Genomic DNA, 18967 nt, shown 5'->3' with positions numbered 1-18967 from the left:
GAACACGACAGGACGAGCCATGGCTTCAGACTCAGCAATCATATCGCTCGACGACGTCTCGTTCTCCTACGGGAGCGCAGAGGCGCCAAGAGCGCTCGACCGTATCACCCTCTCCATCGAGGAGGGCGAGTTCCTCGGCGTCATCGGCCCTTCGGGAGCCGGCAAGTCCACGCTTGCCGCCGTGCTCTCGGGAGCGATCCCGCATCACTTCGGCGGCGCCTTCTTTGGAACGGCCCTCGTTTGCGGGCAGGATACCTGCACCGTCAGCCTCACGGACATCTCGCGAGTCGTGGGCAGCGTGCTCCAGGACATCGACACGCAGATGGTGGCCTCGAACGTGGAGGACGAGCTCTTATTCGGCCTCGAGAACTTCGGCGTTCCCCATGAGGCCATCGAGAAGCGGTTGCAGCTCACGATGGAGACCGTCGGCATCGCCGATCTGCGCCACCGCGAGATCGCGACGCTCTCCGGCGGTCAGAAGCAGAAGGTTGCCATCGCGGCGATCCTCGCGCTCCAGCCCCGCGTGCTCGTGCTCGACGAGCCCACCGCCGCGCTCGACCCGGCGAGCTCGAAGATGGTTTTCGATACCTTATCTGCCATCAACCGCGATCTGGGTATCACCGTGGTCGTAATCGAACAGAAGGTCGCCCTCCTCTCGGAATACTGCCGGCGCATCGCCGTGATGGACCACGGCCGCATCGCCCTTATGGGCACCCCGCACGAGGTCTTCTCCCATGGCGAGGAACTCAAGCGCATCGGCGTGGACAGCCCGCGCGTCGCCCGCATCTCCAACAGCCTTGCGCGCGATGGCATCATCGCACCCGGTGAGCCCTGCCTGAACGTCGAGCAGGCAGCCGAGCTCATCGAGCGAATCTATGACGATGCCGAGCAGCGACGCGACGCGAGCGCCGACTGGCAGAACCCCGAAGACAACGACCCGAATACACGAGGGCGCTCCGCCTCCCCGCACCGGCCCTCCCGGACCAAGGCCGAAGGCGTCGAGCCGGTGGTGCTGCTCGATGGCGTGAACTTCTCCTATCCTGCCGGCGGCGCCTCGGTTCGCGACCTCGCCATGCGAGTCTATCCCGGTGAGCTCGTTGGCGTGGTCGGCCAGAACGGCGCCGGCAAGACAACCCTCACCAAGCTCATCACCGGGCTCCTCAAACCCTCGGCAGGCAGCGTGCGCGTGGCAGGCCTCGACACACGCGAGGTTCGCACGAGCCAGATCGCTCGCCACGCCGCCACCCTCTTCCAGAATCCCGATCGCCAGATCTGCAAGAACACCGTTCTCGAAGAGGTGGCCTTTGGGCTCGAACTCGCCGGCGTCCCCCGCGACGAGGCGCATCGTCGTGCACGCGCTGCAGCAGAGCGCTTTGACCTGCCGCTCGATGAAGCGCCCTTCTCCCTTTCCCGTGGGCAGCGTCAGATGGTCGCCCTCGCCTCGGTGGTGGTTCTCGAACCCGATGTCATCATCTTGGACGAGCCCACGAGCGGTCTGGACTACCGCGAATGCATGACCGTCATGGAGACCGTACGCGAGATGGCAGACGCCGACTCGGCCGTCATCATGGTCTGCCACGACATGGAGGTGGTGAGCGACTTTGCCGAGCGCCTCGTGGTCATGGCAGATGGAGAGATTCTCGACCGCGGAGAGACGCATGCGTTGTTCGCGCGCGAGGAGCTGATGAAACGGGCATCCATGGAGCCTCCGCAGGTGATCGAGCTCTCGCACGAGCTTGCCCGCAGGGTGTCGCCGGCATTCGAAGGCCTTCACGAGGTGTCGGACGTGGTCGCGCTTACGAAGGAGCTGATCTGCCGTGGTTAACGTCATCGACTATGTGCCGGGCACCACGCTGCTGCACCGGTTGAACCCGGTCACCAAACTCGCCATCGCGGCGGCAATCATCGCGGCGACCTTCCTTGCAGATACCTATGCCCTGCTCGGCGGGCTGCTTGCGCTCACCTTCGCGCTTGCTGCCTACACGCGCACGGTCCCACGGCTCATGTCGCTGCTCAAGCTGCTCGTGCCGCTCGCGGCGATCATGCTCGTTCTGCAAACCTTGCTGGTACGCTCGGGCACGCCGGTGCTCGGCTTCATCACCGACGAAGGGCTCGTGAGCGCCTCGAAGATGGCCCTCAGGCTCCTGGGCATCGCCTTGCCACTCGTGCTCATGCTCTCGGTCACCAAGCTCAACGACCTCTCCAACGCCTGCGTGGAGGTGCTGCGCATTCCCTACAAGTACGCGTTCACGTTTACCACGGCGCTGCGTTTCGTACCGGTTTTCAGCCAGGAGATGAACGCGATCATGGAAGCGCAGACGGCGCGCGGAGTGGAATACGACACCCCGCACCCGCTGAAGAAGCTCAAGCTCATGTTGCCCCTGTGCGTGCCGCTGCTCATCTCGAGCGTAGGCAAGACCGACGCCACGGCGCTCGCTGCCGAGCAGCGCGGCTTCTATCTGCGGACGCGCTCCTCCGCATTCAAGCGCTACCCGCTCGCCGCGGCGGATTTCGCGGTGCTTGCACTCTGCGTCGCGCTGATCGCGCTCGGCGTCGCGTTCTAGCGGCACCCAGGCGCGTACAGAAAGGATGGCCACCTCATGCAGGATAGCCCGTCTCTCCCCGTCCTCATCGAGCGAGCGCTCGAGATGCTTGGCAGCTCGGATGCCCAGCGCGTCCGCACCGGTTACGTTGAGGCCGTCGAGCGCCCGGTCACGCTAAGGGCGAACGCGCTCGCCAGCGACGCCGATACCGTAGCGGCCGCACTCGACGGGGCAGGCGTCGCCTATGAGCGCGCTGCATGGTATCCGGACGCCTTCGTGCTGGATAGCGATGTGCGTGAGCGCGCCATCTGGGAGCTGGAGCTCTATCGCACGGGAAGCGTGTACCTGCAGAGCCTCTCGTCGATGCTGCCACCGCTCGTCCTCGCGCCGAGCGCCGGCGAGGACGTGCTCGACATGTGCGCCGCACCCGGCGGTAAGACCTCCGAGCTCGCCGCCCTCGCCTGCAACCGTGCGCACCTCACCGCCTGCGAGCTCCATGCCCCTCGCGCCGAAAAACTCGCATACAACCTGGACAAGCTTGGAGTGCGCAACGTCAACGTCATGCGCTGCGACGCACGGCGCCTGGATGAGTTCTTCGCATTCGACCGCATCCTGCTCGATGCACTCTGCACGGGAACCGGCACGTATCGCGCCGGAGACCAGCGCGCTACGGAGCGTATGACGGACAAGCTCCTTGCCAAGGTCACAAAAGCGCAGCGCGCCCTGCTCGATCGGGCGCTCACCGTGCTCAAACCCGGCGGAACCCTCGTTTACTCAACATGCTCGATCCTACCCGCCGAGAACGACGATCAGGTTGTCGCCGCCCTCAAGCGGCATCGTGATTGCAAGCTCGTTCCGCTCTCTCTGGCGAACACGGCACCCAGCAGCGCAGACAAGAACGCAGCGAACAGCTCGGATGACTCCGCCGCAGGCGAAGACGCCAAACGTTTCGCGTTCGCCGAGAGCGCGCGACACGTCATCACCGCTATCGAGAGCGGCGAGATCCCCACCCTGCCAAGCAGGCTCGAGGGCACGGTCACCGTGTGCCCCACGCGTCTGTTCGAGGGCTTCTACGTAGCCCTGATACAGAAGGACGGAACGCTGCGCTAGGCAAAGCGCACCTAGCGTCTCATATGGCTGCCACCGCGGCCCGAACCCCCGGCACGTTCCTCGCGCTCCTGCATCTTGCCCTTGATGGCAGTGATGACGAAGTACACCGCCGCCACCGCAACGACCACGCCGACGATCATGCCGACTGGCTCGATGATGCTCCAGAAATCCATAGTTCCACCGCCTAGAGAACGAGGCTTAAATACGGTCCGCGACCAGCCCCGGAGAAGTACACTGTAGATATGCAAGCTTACCAGAACGGGCATGCACTCACCCAAGGCAACGAAAAGAACAGGAGCACCATGGCATTCATCGATCTTGCAACCGAGCGGTACTCCGAGCGAAGGTTCTCACCGCGTCCCATCGAGCAAGAGAAGCTGGACGCGATCCTCGAAGCAGCTCGCGTCGCCCCCACCGCGCGCAACCTCCAGCCCCAGCGCATCCTGGTCGTGAGGAGCGAGGAGGGACTTGCCAAGATGGATCGGTGCACGAACTGCCGCTTCGGAGCGCCATGCATCCTGGTGCTCACCTACGACATGACGCTTGCCTCGCGCAGTCCCGACGTGATGGACTTCGGCATCGTGGACACCTCGATAGCTGCGACCCATATGATGCTGCAAGCGCAGGAGCTCGGCATCCACAGCTGCTGGGTGGGCCTCATAGACCCGCCCGAACTGCGTCGCCAGTTCGACATCCCGCGCACGCACAAGATCGTCTCGGTTATGCCGATCGGCTATCCCGAAGAATCAAGCGCTCCGAGCCCGATGCACGATGCATCGATCCCGCTTGACGAGATGGTAGCCTACGAGAGCTTCAGCAAGGCATAGGCTACCATCATCACGGTGCTGATTCCCGGAAAGTGCATTTTGCACGTGCATTTGGCTGCTCGAGCTCGGTCCACGCGACGCGACGGTACGGGTGCCGTGCTACTAATCGACGCGCTTATCGCCCATGAAGAAGAGGGCGACCGTGCCCGGCCCCGTATGCGAACCGATCACCGTGCCGATATCGTTGATGGTGATCTTGTCCGCGAGCTGCGGGATCTCCTGCACGATCATATCAGCGACCGCCTGGGCGTCTTCTCGGCACGCAGACTGCGAGAAGCAGCACTTTCCGGTATACTCCGCGCCATCGTCAACGTGAGCCATCATGGTCTTGACCATCTCCGCCATGGCCTTCTTCTTGGTGCGGATCTTCTCACGCGGAATGAGCTTGCCCTGGTTGTCGACGTTCATGAGCGGGCAGATCTTAAGAGCCGTTCCCAGAAGAGCGCTCGTAGCCGAGATGCGGCCGCCGCGCTTGAAGCTCGTGAGGTCGGTCGAGAAGAACCAGTGATGGACGTTGAGCTTGTGCTCTTCGGCCCACGTTGCGACCTCTTCGAGCGACTTGCCCTCATCGCGTAGGTCAGCCAGGTACTCCATGAGCAGGCCGTAACCAGAGGAGGCGGCAAGCGAGTCGATGACGCGGATCGTTCGCTCGGGATAGCACTCGGCAAGGTCCTGTGCGGCGATGCATGCCGACCCGTAGCTCCCGGAGATCCCCGAGGAGAGCGTCACATGAAGGATGTCCTTGCCCTCCTTGAGCATGGACTCCCAAAACTCCGCATACTCGCCAACGCTCACCTGCGACGTCTTAGGCATCGCGCCGGCCTTGATATCGGCGAAGAACTTCTCAGGCGAGATTGACTGGTATAGGTCGTCTTCGTGCATGACCCCGTCGAGCTCATAGTGGAAGTAGACGACGCGAATGTCGCGTTCATCGAAGAACTCCCGCGGTCGGTCCGCGGTCGACTCGCACGTAAGCGCAAATGTGCTCATAAGGCTCCCATCTGGTAGGGGCGGGTGCACATGCGACGCATCGCACCCAAACGTTACCAAGGTGCATTATCGCACCGCACGGGCCTCACTATGTAAGGATTTTGACAGTTTGGCGAATTTGTAAGAAACGGGAAGCCACCTCTCCTGATGAGGTGTTTGAGGCGTGTTACCAAAGGCTCTGTCACTGCACTTAGCTGATTTCCCGGGACCTCCACGTGCGGGCGGGCAGGGGCCTTGCGCTCTCTCGCGGCGTATCGGCCGTGTGCCGCGGCAGGGCCTTCTCCAAAGTGGCCATCCGCCCGCATCTCGGTGCGTCCGGATCCGGCCCCATCCCGCCGAGATCCCGCTGATCGGACGGTTTCGGCCCTGGAGAGGCCGATTCCGTCCATCCGGCGGGATCTCGATTTCCGGGCCCGCCTCGAGATGCGGGGATATGGACGTTTCCGCCCCGGGGGGCCTCGGGTTAGCCCCGGCCCCCGGTCCGGGGCCGGAGCCCTATCCACGGCAACTCTTTGGGGAGCGCCGTCGCCAGGATCGGCGTCCCCGGGCTCAGCCCCGGCACGGAACCGCCATCCGCCCGCATCACGATGGTTTTACTTATAGGCTCCGTTGGATCACACGGTCGGTTTCCCAGCTCTTCCACGCGCTGGCGGGCAGGGATCACCGCGCGTTCCCGCGATATATCAACTGCGTGCTGTGACAGAGCCTTACCAATCAGGACCACCCGCATAGCGGGTGGTTTGCTCTTAGGGTGTAACCCTAGGGGCCCAGGCCAGGGACTCAAGTCCCTGGCCTGAACGAAGTTCAGGCCCGATAGCCCCTTGACTCGTGGCACGCCCGTCGAACGGGCGGGCCGCTACCCCCTACCGAACGGGTCCTCGTACTCCTTCACGCTCAGCCTGTCCAGCGCGATGTCGGCGGCCTCCTGCTCCCTGATGTACTTGGCGATCGTGGCCTCGTTCAGGCCGACGGTGGACACGTAGTAGCCCTCCGCCCAGAACTTCCTGTTCCCGAACTTGTACTTGAGGTTCGCGTGCCGGTCGAACATCATCAGCGAGCTCTTCCCCTTCAGGTAGCCCATGAAGCTCGACACGCTGATCTTGGGCGGGATGCTGACCAGCATGTGCACGTGGTCCGGCATCAGGTGCCCCTCCATGATCTCCACCCCCTTCCAGCGGCAGAGCTGCCTGAGGATCTCCCCGAGGTCCTTGCGGTATTGGTTGTATATCGCCTTCCTTCTATACTTCGGTGTGAACACGATGTGGTACTTGCAGAGCCACTTCGTGTGCGCGAGGCTGTTGGCCTTCTGCGCCATGGCTATCACCCTCCTCTTGGGGCTGGCGACCTGAACAATCACCATCCTAGGAGGAGGGCGGCCCGTTGCGTAGCATCAGTGGGATCCACCCGCGTAGCGGGTGGTTTTCAGTGGCGCGCTGCGCGCGCCACAGGGTTGATGACCCTTAAATCAGGACCACCCGCATAGCGGGTGGTTTGCTCTTAGGGTGTAACCCTAGGGGCCCAGGCCAGGGACTCAAGTCCCTGGCCTGAACGAAGTTCAGGCCCGATAGCCCCTTGACTCGTGGCACGCCCGTCGAACGGGCGGGCCGCTACCCCCTACCGAACGGGTCCTCGTACTCCTTCACGCTCAGCCTGTCCAGCGCGATGTCGGCGGCCTCCTGCTCCCTGATGTACTTGGCGATCGTGGCCTCGTTCAGGCCGACGGTGGACACGTAGTAGCCCTCCGCCCAGAACTTCCTGTTCCCGAACTTGTACTTGAGGTTCGCGTGCCGGTCGAACATCATCAGCGAGCTCTTCCCCTTCAGGTAGCCCATGAAGCTCGACACGCTGATCTTGGGCGGGATGCTGACCAGCATGTGCACGTGGTCCGGCATCAGGTGCCCCTCTATGATCTCCACCCCCTTCCAGCGGCAGAGCTGCCTGAGGATCTCCCCGAGGTCCTTGCGGTATTGGTTGTATATCGCCTTCCTTCTATACTTCGGTGTGAACACGATGTGGTACTTGCAGAGCCACTTCGTGTGCGCGAGGCTGTTGGCCTTCTGCGCCATGGCTATCACCCTCCTCTTGGGGCTGGCGACCTGAACAATCACCATCCTAGGAGGAGGGCGGCCCGTTGCGTAGCATCAGTGGGATCCACCCGCGTAGCGGGTGGTTTTCAGTGGCGCGCTGCGCGCGCCACAGGGTTGATGACCCTTGAAAAAGGACCTGCAGGCTAGCCTGCAGGTCCTTCTACAATGCTTGTGGTGGAGACGAAGGGAATCGAACCCTCGGCCTCTGCCATGCGACGGCAGCGCTCTCCCAGCTGAGCTACGTCCCCAAGCAGAGATACATTCTACCAACCTCTCGCGGACTGTCAACGGTCATTTCTACAAACAGAAAAACGAACTTCGTGGCTCGTACGGGCTGCCGGAACAATACGGGCACCTTATGCGAGAATCAAGCCATCATCCCGAGCGGGGCTTTAGCGATAAGGATGCGTGAATCCAACTCCGAAACGGGCGGCAGCGGGTCCGAATCAGCAACCCTTCGACCGCACGGCGCCCGCCGGACATACGTGGTAGCAGTTGCCGCACTCGTCGCAGCGCTCGCCGAGAATGCGGAGAGCGGCTCCGTCCCCTGTGGGGAAAATCGCCTTGTGCGTGCAGGCCTCCGTACAGGCACCGCACGCAATGCAGAGATCCGGATCGATCGACAGGCCCGCTTCCTCGAACACATCACCGCCGAAGGCGAAGCGCTCACGCAAGATCTTGTGGTCGCGATGGACCATGTTGAAATCGTAGTCGTAGAGCTCGCCATGGAAGCGATCGAGCACGAAAACGACCGTCTCGGGATACTTCTTGATGTCGTATACCGCTACGTTGAAGAGCGGGTTCGCCGCCGCCTTAGCGCCGACCTCCGCTTGGGTGAGCTCGCGGACGCTGCCCGCCACACGCACCATGTATCCGGGTTGAAAATGCGGCATGTTGTCTTCGTCCCAGACGCAGCGCCCGGCGGTATGCTCCGCCGACACGGCGAGCCATCCGAGCTTGAGCTGGCGGTAGAACGGCTTCACGCGCATGGTACGCAAGTAGAGGCCGTCCTCATCGAAGGCAAAGAAATGCGCGGTGCGCGCGTCAACGCCTCCCGCACCGTCAAGCGTGGCGAAACTGCAGCATCCCACCTCGTCGAATAGCTTGTATACCTCTTCCACGGTCTTCATCTGCAACACCCCTTTCTCTCGCTCCGACCGGCGATGAGGACGGAGCTTGATGCAATCAGGCTAGTCGGCCAACAACGACGTTGGACGGGCGGCGTGCTGCGCGAGCAGCTAACGCTCTGCCGCTTTTCCGCGTTAGCCGAAAAGAGTTCGATATCGCCCGGCGATGTAGGCGGCATGCTCCGCCATGAGGTCGTAGCCCAAAAGCTCCTCGCAATCAGCGGAGACATTCGAGACGGAGTTGGCGTCGATGAACACAGGCGCCGCCTCGGTCTCGATGACATCAAAGCTGCCCAGCTCGAACCCCAGAAGCGCAGCAGCCTGCTCCGCGGCGGTGCAGACGCTATCCGGGCAGTCGGTATAGGGCTCGAACGTGGAGCCGAAGTGATAGGACGAGAGCCCGTTGGCGGCGACGCTGCGTCTATGCGCATGCGCGACGCGTCCGCCCACGATCTCAATGCGTGTGAGATAGCCCGCCCGCGCCCGCTCGAATGACTCGACGATGAAAACGGTTGTAGACGGCGCCGCCGCAAGGAACGCCTGCGCCTCGCCCGCATCGCGCAACATCGCCGTTCGCGCCGAGCGCCCGCCGCAATCGGGCTTGATGATGCAGGGATATGGGAGCGTCACTGGATTGATGGCTCCGGGTACAGCGCTGGCATACACCGCGGGCACCGTGATGCCCTCCCGGCCAAGCGTCTCGGTCGCCAAGCGCTTGCTCACCTCATAGGCGTGCGCGCGCCCCCGGTTGATGAGAACGACGCCGCGCTCCCCTGCCCGATCGATCACTTCTGCCATCCGGGCATGCGAAGCCGCATGACCGCGCGCGAGGGCGCTCGCGAACACGCGACTCGCGAGAAGCCGGCACGCAAGCGCAGCCTCTACGGCGTCGACGCGCTCCATATCGATCATGCGAACGGGTACACCAAGCGCAGAGAGCTCTTGAGCGAGCTTGAAATCGGACCACTCGCTCGACTCATAGAGAACGCCCACCCATGCAGCGCCCGCTGCAGGACCGTCATCCACGTACGCGGCCCGCCCCGCCGACACCGCGGAATCGCGTGCCTCGCCCGCCGGGTCGCAAGCAGCTGTTGCCGTCGAGTGCTCCATCACACGCTCCATTCCAGAAGTTTGCCGAGGAACCGCTTGAGTTCCGGCGTACGGGGACGGCCGAACACCTCTGCCGAGGAACCGTATTCCAGAAGCCTCCCGCCTGCTAGGAATGCAACCTTATCGCATGCATGACGGGCGAAGCCCATCTCATGCGTCACGACGATGAAACGCGTCCCCTCGTCTTTGAGGTCACGCAGCAGGTCGAGCACCTCGGTGGTGTACTCTGGGTCCAGTGCGCTAGTAGGCTCGTCGAGCAGAAGCATCCGAGGACGAGGGGCGACGGCGCGGGCGATCGCCACGCGCTGGCGCTGCCCTCCCGAGAGCTGCGCAGGTCGCTTGCTGCCCTCGCTGGCGAGTCCAAAGCGCTCGAGCAGCGCATTCGCTCGCTCGGCAGCTTCGCTTTCGCGCACGCCGTGCACGACGCGCAGCGGAAGCGCGATGTTCTCACGTGCACTCAGATGGTGGAAAAGCCCGCCGTCCTGGAATACGAAGCCCAAACTCGCTCGGTATCGCTCCAAGCCGGCCTCATCGACTGGAAGCTGCTCGCCATCTAAAGCCACGCGCCCCGCACTCGGCTCAAGAAGGCCGCCCAGGATGCGCAGGAGCGTCGACTTGCCGCCACCCGAGGGGCCGATGATCGCAAGCGTGTTGACCTCGTCATCGAAATCTATTCCATCGAGTACCGTGCGATCGCCGAACGTTCGCTTCAGGTCATCGATCTTCATGCGCATAATCCAGCCTCCTCTCGAAGTAGCGACTCGCAAACATGATGGGCAACGTGAGGACGAGATACGCCCCTGCCAGGAACAGATAGGTGCCGAACAGGTTGAACGTCGCCGAGCTAATCTCCTGCATGGTCTGCGTGAGCTCGATGACCGCGATGACCGAGAGCAGCGACGAATCCTTCACCATACTTGCCAGCTGTCCCGTGAGCGCGGGGAGGGTTCGGCTAACGAGCTGCGGCACCACCACGTAACGCAGGGTCTGCCGCCGGGTGAAGCCGACGGCGCGCGCCGCCTCGAGCTGCCCCGCATCCAGCGAGTTCAAGCTTCCACGCACAATCTCGGCGATATAGGCGCCCGAGAAGATCGACAAGATGATGATGCCCGCCACGAGGCGATTCTCCACGCCCCATGCCGTGCCGACTATGTAGAAGAAGAGATAGATCTGGGCGAGAAGCGGCGTGCCGCGCATGAGCTTGACGTAGACGTCGCACAGATAGCGCACGGGTAGGATGCGGCTTCCCCTCCCCACGGCGACGGGCAATCCTATAAGCAGGCTCATCACAAGGCTTCCCGCGGAAATTTGAAGCGTGAGCAGCAGCCCGTCGAAAATGCGCGCGCGATACTGCCCCACAAACCCAAAGTCGAGTGCCACGCCCACTTGCATGAGCGAAACCCAGAAGAAGCCGATGATGAGGAGGCACACGACGAGGTAGTTGAACGCCGCCTGCACGGGGCGAGGCCGCTCGTCGGGCTGCACGGAGAATGGATTGCGCATCAGGAGTCGGCCTCCGTGGAGACACCAGCATCCCCGGTGCTTGCTCCCTGCGCCTCCATGTCCTCGAAATCGAAGAACCAACGGAACCCGAGCTCGTCGAACGCAGCCTTCTCCTCTGCCAGATATTGCTCGGTGAGCCGGTCGAACTCACCGTTCTCCTTGCTTTCGGCGATGAACTCGTTGAGCTCTCCGAGCAGCTCGTCGTTACCCGACGCAACGGCGATGCCCCACGACTCTGGATCCTGGAACGGTATGAAGACAGCGCGCGTGGTATCGGGATTGGCGAGATTGTTGCGATAGATGGTGAGCTGATCGTAGATGAAGCCGTCCGCGCGACCTTGAGAGACCTCGGTCACGCAGGCGCTCTCATCCGCCAGCCGCAGGATCTCCGCTTCGGCGAGGTTCTTGGTCGCGTAGATGTCTCCGGTCGAACCGGTTTTTACAGCGACGGTCTTACCCGCTTGGTTGAGGTCCTCGGCGGTCTCGACCCCCGAATCAGCACCAGCCAGGATCGCAAGCTGCGCCATAGCGTAGGGATCGGTGAAATCGACCTCCTCCTCGCGTTCAGGCGTGATGGTGATGGAGCTCATCACCGCATCCGCCTTGCCCGTCTGCAACGATGGAATGAGGCCGTCGAAGCTGATGTTCTCGATCGAGAGCTCATACCCGTATGCGTCCGCGAAATCCTCCATGAAGCTAACCGAGACACCCGACGGGTTACCGGCATCGTCTTTTCCCTCGAAAGGAGGGTACGCGAGCTCCATGGCAACGCGCAGCGCGCGCCCGCTGTCAGCGGAAGCGGAACCCGTCGCGCCGGTGCCGCCTGAACATCCCGTAAGAGACGCCGCCGCGACGACGGCGCCAGCAACCAGCGCGCGCCGGGAAAATGGAAAGCGGGTTTCTTCAGTCATGAGGTCGATCCTTTCATCCGTGATGTATCGCAAGGAGGCGCCGCTTCGTCGGGGGCGCGACGGGATCCCGACTCGATAGCGGTACGCAAGTTAGCTCGCATGCCCGCAAGCACACGCACGGCAGCATCGAGGTCTCCCGGATCGACACCGTCCACCCATGTGGAGCGCAGGAGGTCGGATATCTCGGTGAAATCTCGCTCGAGCGCGCGGCCGCGGTCGGTCAGCGAGACGACGACGGCGCGGCCATCGTCCTTATCGCGCGCGGTCTCGGCATAGCCTAGCTTCACGAGTTTCCGGACGAGCGCGGTGACCGTAGAGGGATCGCGATCGATGCGCCGCGACAGCTCGGACATGCGCTCTCCCTCGCTGTGGCAGAGCTGCGCCAAGATATCGCCGTGCGACGGCGCAAGACCGGGATAGCCTCTTCGCGCGAGCTCGCAAGCCAGAAACTGGTTGACGAGAGCTCGCGTCCGGGAAATCTCGAATGCGAAATCCTGCATGCGCTGCACTCCCTTGAACGAGGAATCCGCATGTCAGTATAGCATATTATTTTGACATCAAATTATAAGTAGCGTACGTCGCCCCAGCAGCAGAGGGGATGGCGAGATCGCATCGAGTGAGCAAGAATGGGCAGCCGCCGTTCGAGCATGCAGAAGCGTCGAACGGCGGCGCGCCTACCATGCGAGCGCGAGCGCCTCGAAGGGCCTGAGGCACACGGCATCGCCATCGAACATGACGCCGGAATAGTTTCCCGCGAGGACCTTGGCGCCTGCCGGGATGACAAACGGGATCGAAGCGTCCCCCGCCATCGCCTCCCCGTCGGGTGCGCATTCGCGCACGCCATCCCGACGCAATGAAAGCTCCGCACGGCACGGCTCGTCATCGAACGAGCATATCGCGACGAGATGCTTCGGCTGGCCGGCTGGGGCGTGGTCGTGCGTTCACTCGTAGGCGATGACCTTGGGAGCCCCGGAACACCGCATCGGGCATCTCGTCGATCGGAGCGACCGTTCCGCTCAGCGGGGATACGAGTGCGCGGGCGATTCCCTCGGCAGGCACATCGACAGGCGACGCCTCGGCATCGGGCGCCTCGGAGCGCTCCTCCGTGCCAAGCTCCTTGCTGGAGAGCCGGCGCTTGCCGACAACGAGGGTAAGCGCGAAGGGAATGACGACCGCGATGAGCATGCACAAGGCGATCGAGTACACCGTCTCGAGGCATCGCCCCGACGCGTTCTGCTTCCACGACACCGCTGTTCGCCGTACGATCTAGCGCGCACGATGCAAACGATTTCGTTTTTGAGCTGGGAGAATTCTGGATAGCGAGCGAGTCGCATCACCACGCCCATCGTCTACCAACTCGTTCCATAAGTCAAGACTGGTATTCGGTATACGGCACGGTAAGATGAAGGTGTTCCGCACCCCGCGGAGCAACTGGGTGAACCGTCACGTTTTTTTAGGGAGCCCACACAGTCGTTCCTAGTACAGGCATCCTTCGTTGTTAAGGAAGCTGGAACGGGCGATGAGGGCACCCACCTTGTAGAGGTGGGTTCATTATCGTGAAGCGGGGTGCGGTCCTTTTTGTCTGCCTAGGACGATTCGATCCTCGCATATCTGCTATGACGGTGATAACCGCTACTTGAGCGCTTCGCCCATGCCCCGTCTTTAGTATCATGTATCAGTCTGCGCCCTTGCCGAGCGAGGGCGCGACTGCGCACGATTCGGACCAGCAACGGCGGTAGCTCCCGTATGGACTCTTACTTTCCCTATATCTGCATCGCTGGTGCAGCTTTTATCACCACGCTGGTGCTGGTGCCGCCTGTCAAACGGCTGGCTATCCTGGTCGATGCGGTCGACTATCCCTCGAAGCGCCGTGTGAACACGAAGCCCATCCCCCGCATGGGCGGTCTCGCCGTCTTTGCCGGGCTCGTCGTTGCCTGCGCATTGCAGGTCACCGGCACCATCCTGTGGGGCTGGCCGTCGGCGCTCGTCCCCCACCCCAGCATGAGCATCAATTACTACCTACTCGGGGTATCGTTTTGCATCATCGTGCTCACCGGGGCCATAGACGACATCTTCACGCTGACGCCCAAAGTCAAGCTTGCCGGGCAGGTCGCCGCCGCCATCGTCGCCGCGTCGAGCGGCCTTACCGTAGGCAGCATCGTGAATCCCTTCGTGTCTGGCGAATACCTGAGCCTCGGCTGGCTCGCCTACCCCATCACCGTGGTCTATCTCGTGGCGTACACCAACATCATCAACCTCATCGACGGCCTCGATGGGCTCGCGACCGGCATCTCCGCCATCGCGAGCATCACGATGTTCAGCTTCGCCGTGCTGGCGGGGCGCGGAGATGCCGCGGCGCTCTCGATCGCGCTCTTCGGCGCCTGCATCGCCTTTCTGCGATACAACTTCAACCCCGCGAGCATCTTCCTCGGTGATTCGGGCGCGCTGCTTCTAGGGTTTGCGCTGGGCACCGTGTCGCTGCTCTCGGTCAGCCGCACCGCTGCCCTCACGTCGCTGCTCATCCCGCTCATCGTGGCCGGTGTGCCCATCTTGGACACGCTCGCCGCCATCGTGCGCCGCAAGCGCGCGCATGTGAGCATCGGGCAGGCGGACAAAGGCCACATCCAGCATCGCCTCATCCAGGAGGGGTACGACCAGAAGCAGGCAGTTCTCCTTATCTACCTCTGGTGCATCCTGTTGGCGCTCGGCGCCGCAGCCATCAACCAGGTGGGCATCGAAGCGCGCATCGTCATCTTCGCGGCGCTGCTCGCCTGCTCCATCGCGTTCGCGATGCGGCTGCATCTGTTCGAACCGGTGCTGCGCCATCACTACAACCCCAAAACCCATAAGGATGAAATCGTGACGCCCGATGACCCCGCTTTCGCCGAAGAGGAGCAAGCGGCCGAGCATAACAAGAAAGCGCACGGCAAGGAGTGAGTATGCCTAACGAGAGAAGCTATGAGACCGCGCTCAAGCGCAGCAACGAGATCCACGAAGATCTTTTGAGCAACCCCGGGAGCTACACCATGCTCACCGGCGACCGCCCTACGGGCCGGCTTCACCTGGGTCATTATTTCGGTACGCTCAAGGGCCGGGTCGATTTGCAGAACATGGGTGTAAAGACGAACATCCTCATCGCCGACTATCAGGTCATCACCGATCGCGATACGACCGAGCACATCCAAGACAACGTCTACAACATGGTCATGGACTACCTCGCCTGCGGCGTCGATCCCGCGAAGACGATGATCTACGCGCACTCCGCGGTTCCGGCAGCAAACCAGCTCATGCTCCCCTTCCTCTCCCTCGTCTCCGAGGCAGAGCTGCAGCGCAACCCCACCGTGAAAGCGGAAATGGAGGCTTCCGGCCACGAGCTCACGGGGCTTCTACTTACCTATCCGGTGCATCAGGCGTGCGACATCCTGTTCTGCAAGGGCAACATCGTCCCCGTCGGCCGCGACCAGCTGCCGCACATCGAGCTCACCCGCCTCATCGCGCGCCGTTTCAATAATCGCTACGGACATGTATTCCCCGAGGTCGATGCCCTGCTCTCCTCGACGCCGCTTCTCCCGGGCCTCGACGGGCGCAAGATGAGCAAGTCCTACGGCAACGCCATCTCCATCTCCATGACCGCCGAGGAGACGGCGAAGCGCATCAAGAAGAGCCAGACCGACTCCGAGCGCATGATCACCTTCGATCCCGAGAACCGCCCCGGCGTCTCCGGCCTCATCTCCACTGCCGCTATCTGCACCGGCCGTGATGAGCGCGAGATCGCCGATGAGATCGGCATGGGCGGCGCAGGTGCGCTCAAGAAGTACGTCACCGATGCCGTGAACGACTACTTCGAGCCCATCCGCGAGCGCCGCCATGCTTTCGAGCAGGATCTCGATTACGTCAAGGACGTGCTCCATGAGGGCAATCGCCGCGCGAACGAGATTGCCGAGGAGACCCTTGGAGAGGTTCGCGAGGCTATGGGTATGGTGTACTAGGCAGCAAAGGCACCGATTCGAGCAGATACGGGAGATGACGATGTACAAGCTCATTGCATCAGATATGGACGAGACCTTCCTCGATAGCGAGCACCGCATCCCCGCTCCCAATGTCGAGGCGCTCAAGCGCCTGCGCGAGCTCGGCGTTCTCTTCGTTCCCAGCTCGGGCAGACCATACCGCTCGATCATGGCGAATTTCGCCGATGTCGACCCCGAGCTGATGCGCGATACCTACGTCATCTCCTACAACGGCGGGTTCATCAACCGTTTTGGCGATTCAAAGCCGCTGCTCAGCACCTTGATCGACCGTGAGTCTGTTGAGTTCCTCTACCGTTACGGCATCGAGCATCGCCTTGCCATGCATATCTACACCGACCAAGACGACATCTTCACGCAGTTCCTCCCGCCCGAGGAAGATGAATACGTGCGCACCATCGAGGGGGTCGTGCCCCTCGATGACGACGTGTCCGACCTGTCGTTCGCCGAGGGCAAGCAGCTCGTGAAGATTCTCTACATGGATACTGATTTCGCGCACTGCAAGCAGCTCGGTGCTGAACTCGCGCCGGTTATCGATCCCACGAAGGTCGATATCACCTATTCCTCTGCACGCTATGTCGAGTTCGTCCCGGCCGGTGTCAACAAGGGCACGGGGCTTGCCCATCTCGCCGAGCTGCTCGATATCGATATCTCCCAAACGATCGGCTTCGGTGACGCGGCGAACGACATCGACATGCTCAAGGCAGCCGGTTTGGGCGTAGGGGTTGCCAACGTCTCCGACGACGCGCGCCCCTACTGCGGGCTCGTACTCAACACCACCGGCGGCGAAGGCGCGCTTCCTGAGCTCGTCGAGCGCGTCATCGAACCCGAACATCGCACAGCCTAAGCAACCCGCCCTTCCAAGTCGGATGATAATTACCATAGGCTAACTTATGGAAGACTTGTGAGCACGGTTTCGATGCTCGACATCCCTCGCTAAGTTTCCTATAGTTAACTCAACGACGAGACAGGTACAGGCGATGAAATAAGATACCTTCCTCGTCACGTTGGCATCGCATCCCTCCCCTCTATGCGATCGACGGTGTACTACGGGAACCGCCCCGCCACCAGAAATGGAGGCGGGGCGGTTCCCGTGTTGTATCCTCGAAGCTCACTGTAGGCAGATTGCCGCTGAATGTCGCCCGAACCAGTGCGATCCGATCAGAACCAGGGCGTTGCGCTTGGGTCAGCGCGACTTGAGCACGTGCTCGGCAAAACCCTTATACGTCCAGTCCTGCTCGTCTCCGGGGAGTAGATCGTCAGCAGAGACCGCCCTGAAGAAGCAGGTCGGGATCTCACCTTGCTTCAAGCACTTGGCGATGCACGGCGTGCAACCGGAATTATGGTTGCAGGGGTTATTGGGGCACGCCTTGTCCGTGCACGTGCAGAACGGAACGTTTGCCATAGCAGCCTCCCTGTTCGTCAGATTCCGCATTATCGTAGCCCACCGGAACCAGAGCATCTCAGCGCATCGATGGACATCGCCTTCCGTACGGCGAACGGTTCACTCAGCTCCTGCCGGCCAGCGACAGGCGGCCATGTCCACCCGGTCATCATCGACGAACGCAACGCCTTCCGCCTCAAGGAGTTCGCGCTGGGCTCCCGGGCCGCCAAAGATGAATCCCGAGGCAAGACGCCCGTCAGCAAAGACCACGCGGTGGCAGGGAATCTCGCCGGGACGCGGGTTCGCGTGCAGCGCAAAGCCAACGTAGCGCGCTTTGCGGGGCTCACCAACGAGCTTGGCAACCTGCCCATACGATGCGACCATACCTCGCGGGATCTGCTCGACCACCTCATAGACCCGCTCGAAGAAGCCTTCGCGGGCAGGCACCTCCCCCGTCACGAGGCGATCACGACCTCACGGTTGTCAGACGTGACAAGCTCCTTGACCTTGATCGTGGCACCCAGATAGCGCTCGACCAAGCGGGCGAGCTCATCGATCGCAGCGCGGCAGTCGTCTGCACGCTCAGGCTCGACGCACTCGATGATGAGGAAGGCGTTCGACGAGGTGTCCGTAAGCGCGGTGCGCACGCCGTCGCGCCAGTTCCAACAGCGGCACACAGCCCCCGCGTCATCGCAATAGCACAGCTCGCCGGGAAGAGTCGGGTCCTCATGGGCATCCTCGCCGAGCGGAAGGAAGGCATCTCCGCCCTCGGTGATACCCAGGCGCAGGTCTCCCTCAAAGGTATCGATGTCCTCACCGCCCACAGGCAGCGCATAGGTGAGCGACACGGCGTTGTAGATGTCGACGGAAGGCGTGATGGAGCCAACCGGATTGCCCTTGAGCACGCGCTTGAGCAAGTTCTCGATGGAACAGCGGGCACCCTTTTTGGTCTTGAAGGCGCGATACGCCTCGCGCCATGCCTTGACGGGAGCGTTTTCGGAGATGGTATCGCTCGTGAGGTGGTGCTCAGCTGCGATGTTGGCACGGTCGAGCAAGCGCTCGATCTCACTCGCGTCCTCAGGCGGAATCTCATCCGCCGGTTTCATGCCCTCCGCGACCACGATGCCGATCACCGCATCGGGGAAAAGGCCCCAGAACGAATCCTCTGTGATGAAGCGCTTCATGCCAATCCCTCCCGCGCCGCCCGGGCGCTTTGCCTCGTGAAAAGAAAACGCGTGGCAGCCAGCCGTCTTCAAGCCCTACGACGCTGGCACGCACGCGCATGCGCTGCCCCATCCGGGGATGAGGCTCCTATGTGCCCCATGATAGTCATAGTGCAGCAGCTCGTCA

The 18967-nt window shown here is 62.3% G+C and carries 22 protein-coding genes and 1 tRNA gene; 7 read left to right on the top strand and 16 right to left on the bottom strand.

Annotated elements, in window-relative coordinates; translation table 11 throughout:
• The first annotated feature begins 19 nt into the window (after positions 1–19).
• The 3 genes from C1717_RS03845 to C1717_RS03835 are packed head-to-tail and all read left to right on the top strand — an operon-like array spanning position 20 to position 3653.
• Positions 20–1825: an ABC transporter ATP-binding protein gene (locus C1717_RS03845; RefSeq protein WP_102371919.1), complete on the top strand. Its 1806-nt coding sequence runs from the start codon at positions 20–22 to the stop codon at positions 1823–1825.
• On the top strand, positions 1818–2564 hold the full coding sequence (locus C1717_RS03840; RefSeq protein WP_102371918.1) for an energy-coupling factor transporter transmembrane component T family protein: 747 nt from the start codon (positions 1818–1820) through the stop codon (positions 2562–2564). The genes C1717_RS03845 and C1717_RS03840 overlap by 8 nt, the downstream gene beginning before the upstream one ends.
• 36 nt (positions 2565–2600) lie before the next feature.
• Positions 2601–3653 carry an RsmB/NOP family class I SAM-dependent RNA methyltransferase gene (locus C1717_RS03835; RefSeq protein WP_102371917.1) on the top strand — a complete coding sequence of 351 codons (1053 nt, stop codon included), beginning with the start codon at positions 2601–2603 and terminating at the stop codon, positions 3651–3653.
• An 11-nt stretch (positions 3654–3664) separates the two neighbouring features.
• On the opposite strand, the gene C1717_RS10570 is transcribed toward C1717_RS03835, so the two are convergent.
• Entirely contained in the window at positions 3665–3826 is a 162-nt protein-coding gene (locus C1717_RS10570; protein WP_180965830.1) for a hypothetical protein, read from the bottom strand.
• 129 nt (positions 3827–3955) lie between these two features.
• Here C1717_RS10570 and C1717_RS03830 point away from each other — a divergent pair, with 129 nt between their 5' ends.
• On the top strand, positions 3956–4480 hold the full coding sequence (locus C1717_RS03830; RefSeq protein ID WP_102371916.1) for a nitroreductase family protein: 525 nt from the start codon (positions 3956–3958) through the stop codon (positions 4478–4480).
• Between the two features lie 102 nt (positions 4481–4582).
• Here the strand turns inward: C1717_RS03830 and C1717_RS03825 are convergent, their stop codons facing one another.
• The 12 genes from C1717_RS03825 to C1717_RS03770 all read right to left on the bottom strand — a co-directional run bounded on the left by C1717_RS03825 (position 4583) and on the right by C1717_RS03770 (position 13456).
• Positions 4583–5470, bottom strand: coding sequence for a DegV family protein (locus C1717_RS03825; RefSeq protein ID WP_102371915.1), 888 nt, complete (start codon positions 5468–5470; stop codon positions 4583–4585).
• Positions 5471–6326: 856 nt separating this feature from the next.
• A complete protein-coding gene (gene tnpA, locus C1717_RS03815; protein ID WP_102371427.1) occupies positions 6327–6785 on the bottom strand; it encodes an IS200/IS605 family transposase in 459 nt (152 codons plus the stop codon).
• 292 nt (positions 6786–7077) lie between these two features.
• Positions 7078–7536, bottom strand: coding sequence for an IS200/IS605 family transposase (gene tnpA, locus C1717_RS03810; RefSeq protein ID WP_077071246.1), 459 nt, complete (start codon positions 7534–7536; stop codon positions 7078–7080).
• A gap of 193 nt (positions 7537–7729) precedes the next feature.
• Positions 7730–7805 (bottom strand) — tRNA-Ala (locus tag C1717_RS03805).
• A 198-nt stretch (positions 7806–8003) separates the two neighbouring features.
• On the bottom strand, positions 8004–8687 hold the full coding sequence (locus tag C1717_RS03800; RefSeq protein WP_077071245.1) for a 4Fe-4S binding protein: 684 nt from the start codon (positions 8685–8687) through the stop codon (positions 8004–8006).
• A 132-nt stretch (positions 8688–8819) separates the two neighbouring features.
• On the bottom strand, positions 8820–9794 hold the full coding sequence (locus C1717_RS03795; protein WP_245859422.1) for an ATP-grasp domain-containing protein: 975 nt from the start codon (positions 9792–9794) through the stop codon (positions 8820–8822).
• Positions 9794–10528 (bottom strand): amino acid ABC transporter ATP-binding protein, encoded by a 735-nt coding sequence (locus C1717_RS03790; protein WP_102371913.1) that lies wholly within the window; start codon positions 10526–10528, stop codon positions 9794–9796. Before C1717_RS03790 ends, C1717_RS03795 begins: the two co-directional genes overlap by 1 nt.
• On the bottom strand, positions 10509–11297 hold the full coding sequence (locus tag C1717_RS03785) for an amino acid ABC transporter permease (protein WP_102371912.1): 789 nt from the start codon (positions 11295–11297) through the stop codon (positions 10509–10511). Before C1717_RS03785 ends, C1717_RS03790 begins: the two co-directional genes overlap by 20 nt.
• Positions 11297–12208 (bottom strand): transporter substrate-binding domain-containing protein, encoded by a 912-nt coding sequence (locus C1717_RS03780; RefSeq protein WP_102371911.1) that lies wholly within the window; start codon positions 12206–12208, stop codon positions 11297–11299. Before C1717_RS03780 ends, C1717_RS03785 begins: the two co-directional genes overlap by 1 nt.
• Positions 12205–12708, bottom strand: a complete 504-nt coding sequence (locus C1717_RS03775) for a MarR family winged helix-turn-helix transcriptional regulator (RefSeq protein ID WP_102371910.1) — start codon at positions 12706–12708, stop codon at positions 12205–12207. The genes C1717_RS03780 and C1717_RS03775 overlap by 4 nt, the downstream gene beginning before the upstream one ends.
• A 174-nt stretch (positions 12709–12882) precedes the next feature.
• Positions 12883–13017, bottom strand: a complete 135-nt coding sequence (locus C1717_RS10895; protein ID WP_281255271.1) for a hypothetical protein — start codon at positions 13015–13017, stop codon at positions 12883–12885.
• A gap of 70 nt (positions 13018–13087) precedes the next feature.
• Positions 13088–13456: a hypothetical protein gene (locus C1717_RS03770; protein WP_146003656.1), complete on the bottom strand. Its 369-nt coding sequence runs from the start codon at positions 13454–13456 to the stop codon at positions 13088–13090.
• A gap of 498 nt (positions 13457–13954) precedes the next feature.
• Between C1717_RS03770 and C1717_RS03765 the strand changes: the two genes are divergently transcribed.
• From C1717_RS03765 to C1717_RS03755, 3 genes are read left to right on the top strand one after another with little or no spacing between them, the layout of a single operon-like run.
• On the top strand, positions 13955–15145 hold the full coding sequence (locus C1717_RS03765; RefSeq protein WP_102371908.1) for a glycosyltransferase family 4 protein: 1191 nt from the start codon (positions 13955–13957) through the stop codon (positions 15143–15145).
• A gap of 2 nt (positions 15146–15147) precedes the next feature.
• Positions 15148–16197, top strand: coding sequence for a tryptophan--tRNA ligase (gene trpS, locus C1717_RS03760; protein WP_102371907.1), 1050 nt, complete (start codon positions 15148–15150; stop codon positions 16195–16197).
• A gap of 40 nt (positions 16198–16237) precedes the next feature.
• On the top strand, positions 16238–17080 hold the full coding sequence (locus C1717_RS03755; protein ID WP_102372297.1) for a Cof-type HAD-IIB family hydrolase: 843 nt from the start codon (positions 16238–16240) through the stop codon (positions 17078–17080).
• Positions 17081–17419: 339 nt separating this feature from the next.
• Here the strand turns inward: C1717_RS03755 and C1717_RS03750 are convergent, their stop codons facing one another.
• From C1717_RS03750 to C1717_RS03740, 3 genes are all read right to left on the bottom strand, one after another.
• On the bottom strand, positions 17420–17638 hold the full coding sequence (locus C1717_RS03750; protein WP_102371906.1) for a DUF6485 family protein: 219 nt from the start codon (positions 17636–17638) through the stop codon (positions 17420–17422).
• A 99-nt stretch (positions 17639–17737) separates the two neighbouring features.
• Positions 17738–18064 (bottom strand): MGMT family protein, encoded by a 327-nt coding sequence (locus C1717_RS03745; protein ID WP_273384388.1) that lies wholly within the window; start codon positions 18062–18064, stop codon positions 17738–17740.
• Positions 18065–18072: 8 nt separating this feature from the next.
• The gene (locus tag C1717_RS03740) at positions 18073–18801 is read right to left on the bottom strand and encodes a B3/B4 domain-containing protein (RefSeq protein WP_102371905.1); all 729 of its coding nucleotides are present in this window, start codon (positions 18799–18801) and stop codon (positions 18073–18075) included.
• Between the last annotated feature and the right edge of the window lie 166 nt (positions 18802–18967).

Origin of the sequence: Enorma phocaeensis, assembly GCF_900186505.1 — a bacterium.
GTDB classification, from domain to species: domain Bacteria; phylum Actinomycetota; class Coriobacteriia; order Coriobacteriales; family Coriobacteriaceae; genus Enorma; species Enorma phocaeensis.
The sequence above is the reverse complement of the archived record's forward strand: the minus strand, read 5'-3'. Positions and strand labels throughout refer to the sequence as shown.

Excerpts from the sequence above, each read along its gene's own strand:
- C1717_RS10570 (WP_180965830.1), bottom strand. The coding sequence starts at position 3,826 with ATGGATTTCTGGAGCATCATCGAGCCAGTCGGCATGATCGTCGGCGTG.
- C1717_RS03780 (WP_102371911.1), bottom strand. The coding sequence starts at position 12,208 with ATGACTGAAGAAACCCGCTTTCCATTTTCCCGGCGCGCGCTGGTTGCT.
- C1717_RS03785 (WP_102371912.1), bottom strand. The coding sequence starts at position 11,297 with ATGCGCAATCCATTCTCCGTGCAGCCCGACGAGCGGCCTCGCCCCGTG.
- C1717_RS03800 (WP_077071245.1), bottom strand. The coding sequence starts at position 8,687 with ATGAAGACCGTGGAAGAGGTATACAAGCTATTCGACGAGGTGGGATGC.
- C1717_RS10895 (WP_281255271.1), bottom strand. The coding sequence starts at position 13,017 with ATGGCGGGGGACGCTTCGATCCCGTTTGTCATCCCGGCAGGCGCCAAG.
- C1717_RS03775 (WP_102371910.1), bottom strand. The coding sequence starts at position 12,708 with ATGCAGGATTTCGCATTCGAGATTTCCCGGACGCGAGCTCTCGTCAAC.
- C1717_RS03795 (WP_245859422.1), bottom strand. The coding sequence starts at position 9,794 with ATGGAGCACTCGACGGCAACAGCTGCTTGCGACCCGGCGGGCGAGGCA.
- trpS (WP_102371907.1), top strand. The coding sequence starts at position 15,148 with ATGCCTAACGAGAGAAGCTATGAGACCGCGCTCAAGCGCAGCAACGAG.
- C1717_RS03750 (WP_102371906.1), bottom strand. The coding sequence starts at position 17,638 with ATGGCAAACGTTCCGTTCTGCACGTGCACGGACAAGGCGTGCCCCAAT.
- C1717_RS03740 (WP_102371905.1), bottom strand. The coding sequence starts at position 18,801 with ATGAAGCGCTTCATCACAGAGGATTCGTTCTGGGGCCTTTTCCCCGAT.
- C1717_RS03765 (WP_102371908.1), top strand. The coding sequence starts at position 13,955 with ATGGACTCTTACTTTCCCTATATCTGCATCGCTGGTGCAGCTTTTATC.
- C1717_RS03755 (WP_102372297.1), top strand. The coding sequence starts at position 16,238 with ATGTACAAGCTCATTGCATCAGATATGGACGAGACCTTCCTCGATAGC.
- tnpA (WP_077071246.1), bottom strand. The coding sequence starts at position 7,536 with ATGGCGCAGAAGGCCAACAGCCTCGCGCACACGAAGTGGCTCTGCAAG.
- C1717_RS03845 (WP_102371919.1), top strand. The coding sequence starts at position 20 with ATGGCTTCAGACTCAGCAATCATATCGCTCGACGACGTCTCGTTCTCC.
- C1717_RS03835 (WP_102371917.1), top strand. The coding sequence starts at position 2,601 with ATGCAGGATAGCCCGTCTCTCCCCGTCCTCATCGAGCGAGCGCTCGAG.
- C1717_RS03825 (WP_102371915.1), bottom strand. The coding sequence starts at position 5,470 with ATGAGCACATTTGCGCTTACGTGCGAGTCGACCGCGGACCGACCGCGG.
- tnpA (WP_102371427.1), bottom strand. The coding sequence starts at position 6,785 with ATGGCGCAGAAGGCCAACAGCCTCGCGCACACGAAGTGGCTCTGCAAG.
- C1717_RS03830 (WP_102371916.1), top strand. The coding sequence starts at position 3,956 with ATGGCATTCATCGATCTTGCAACCGAGCGGTACTCCGAGCGAAGGTTC.
- C1717_RS03790 (WP_102371913.1), bottom strand. The coding sequence starts at position 10,528 with ATGCGCATGAAGATCGATGACCTGAAGCGAACGTTCGGCGATCGCACG.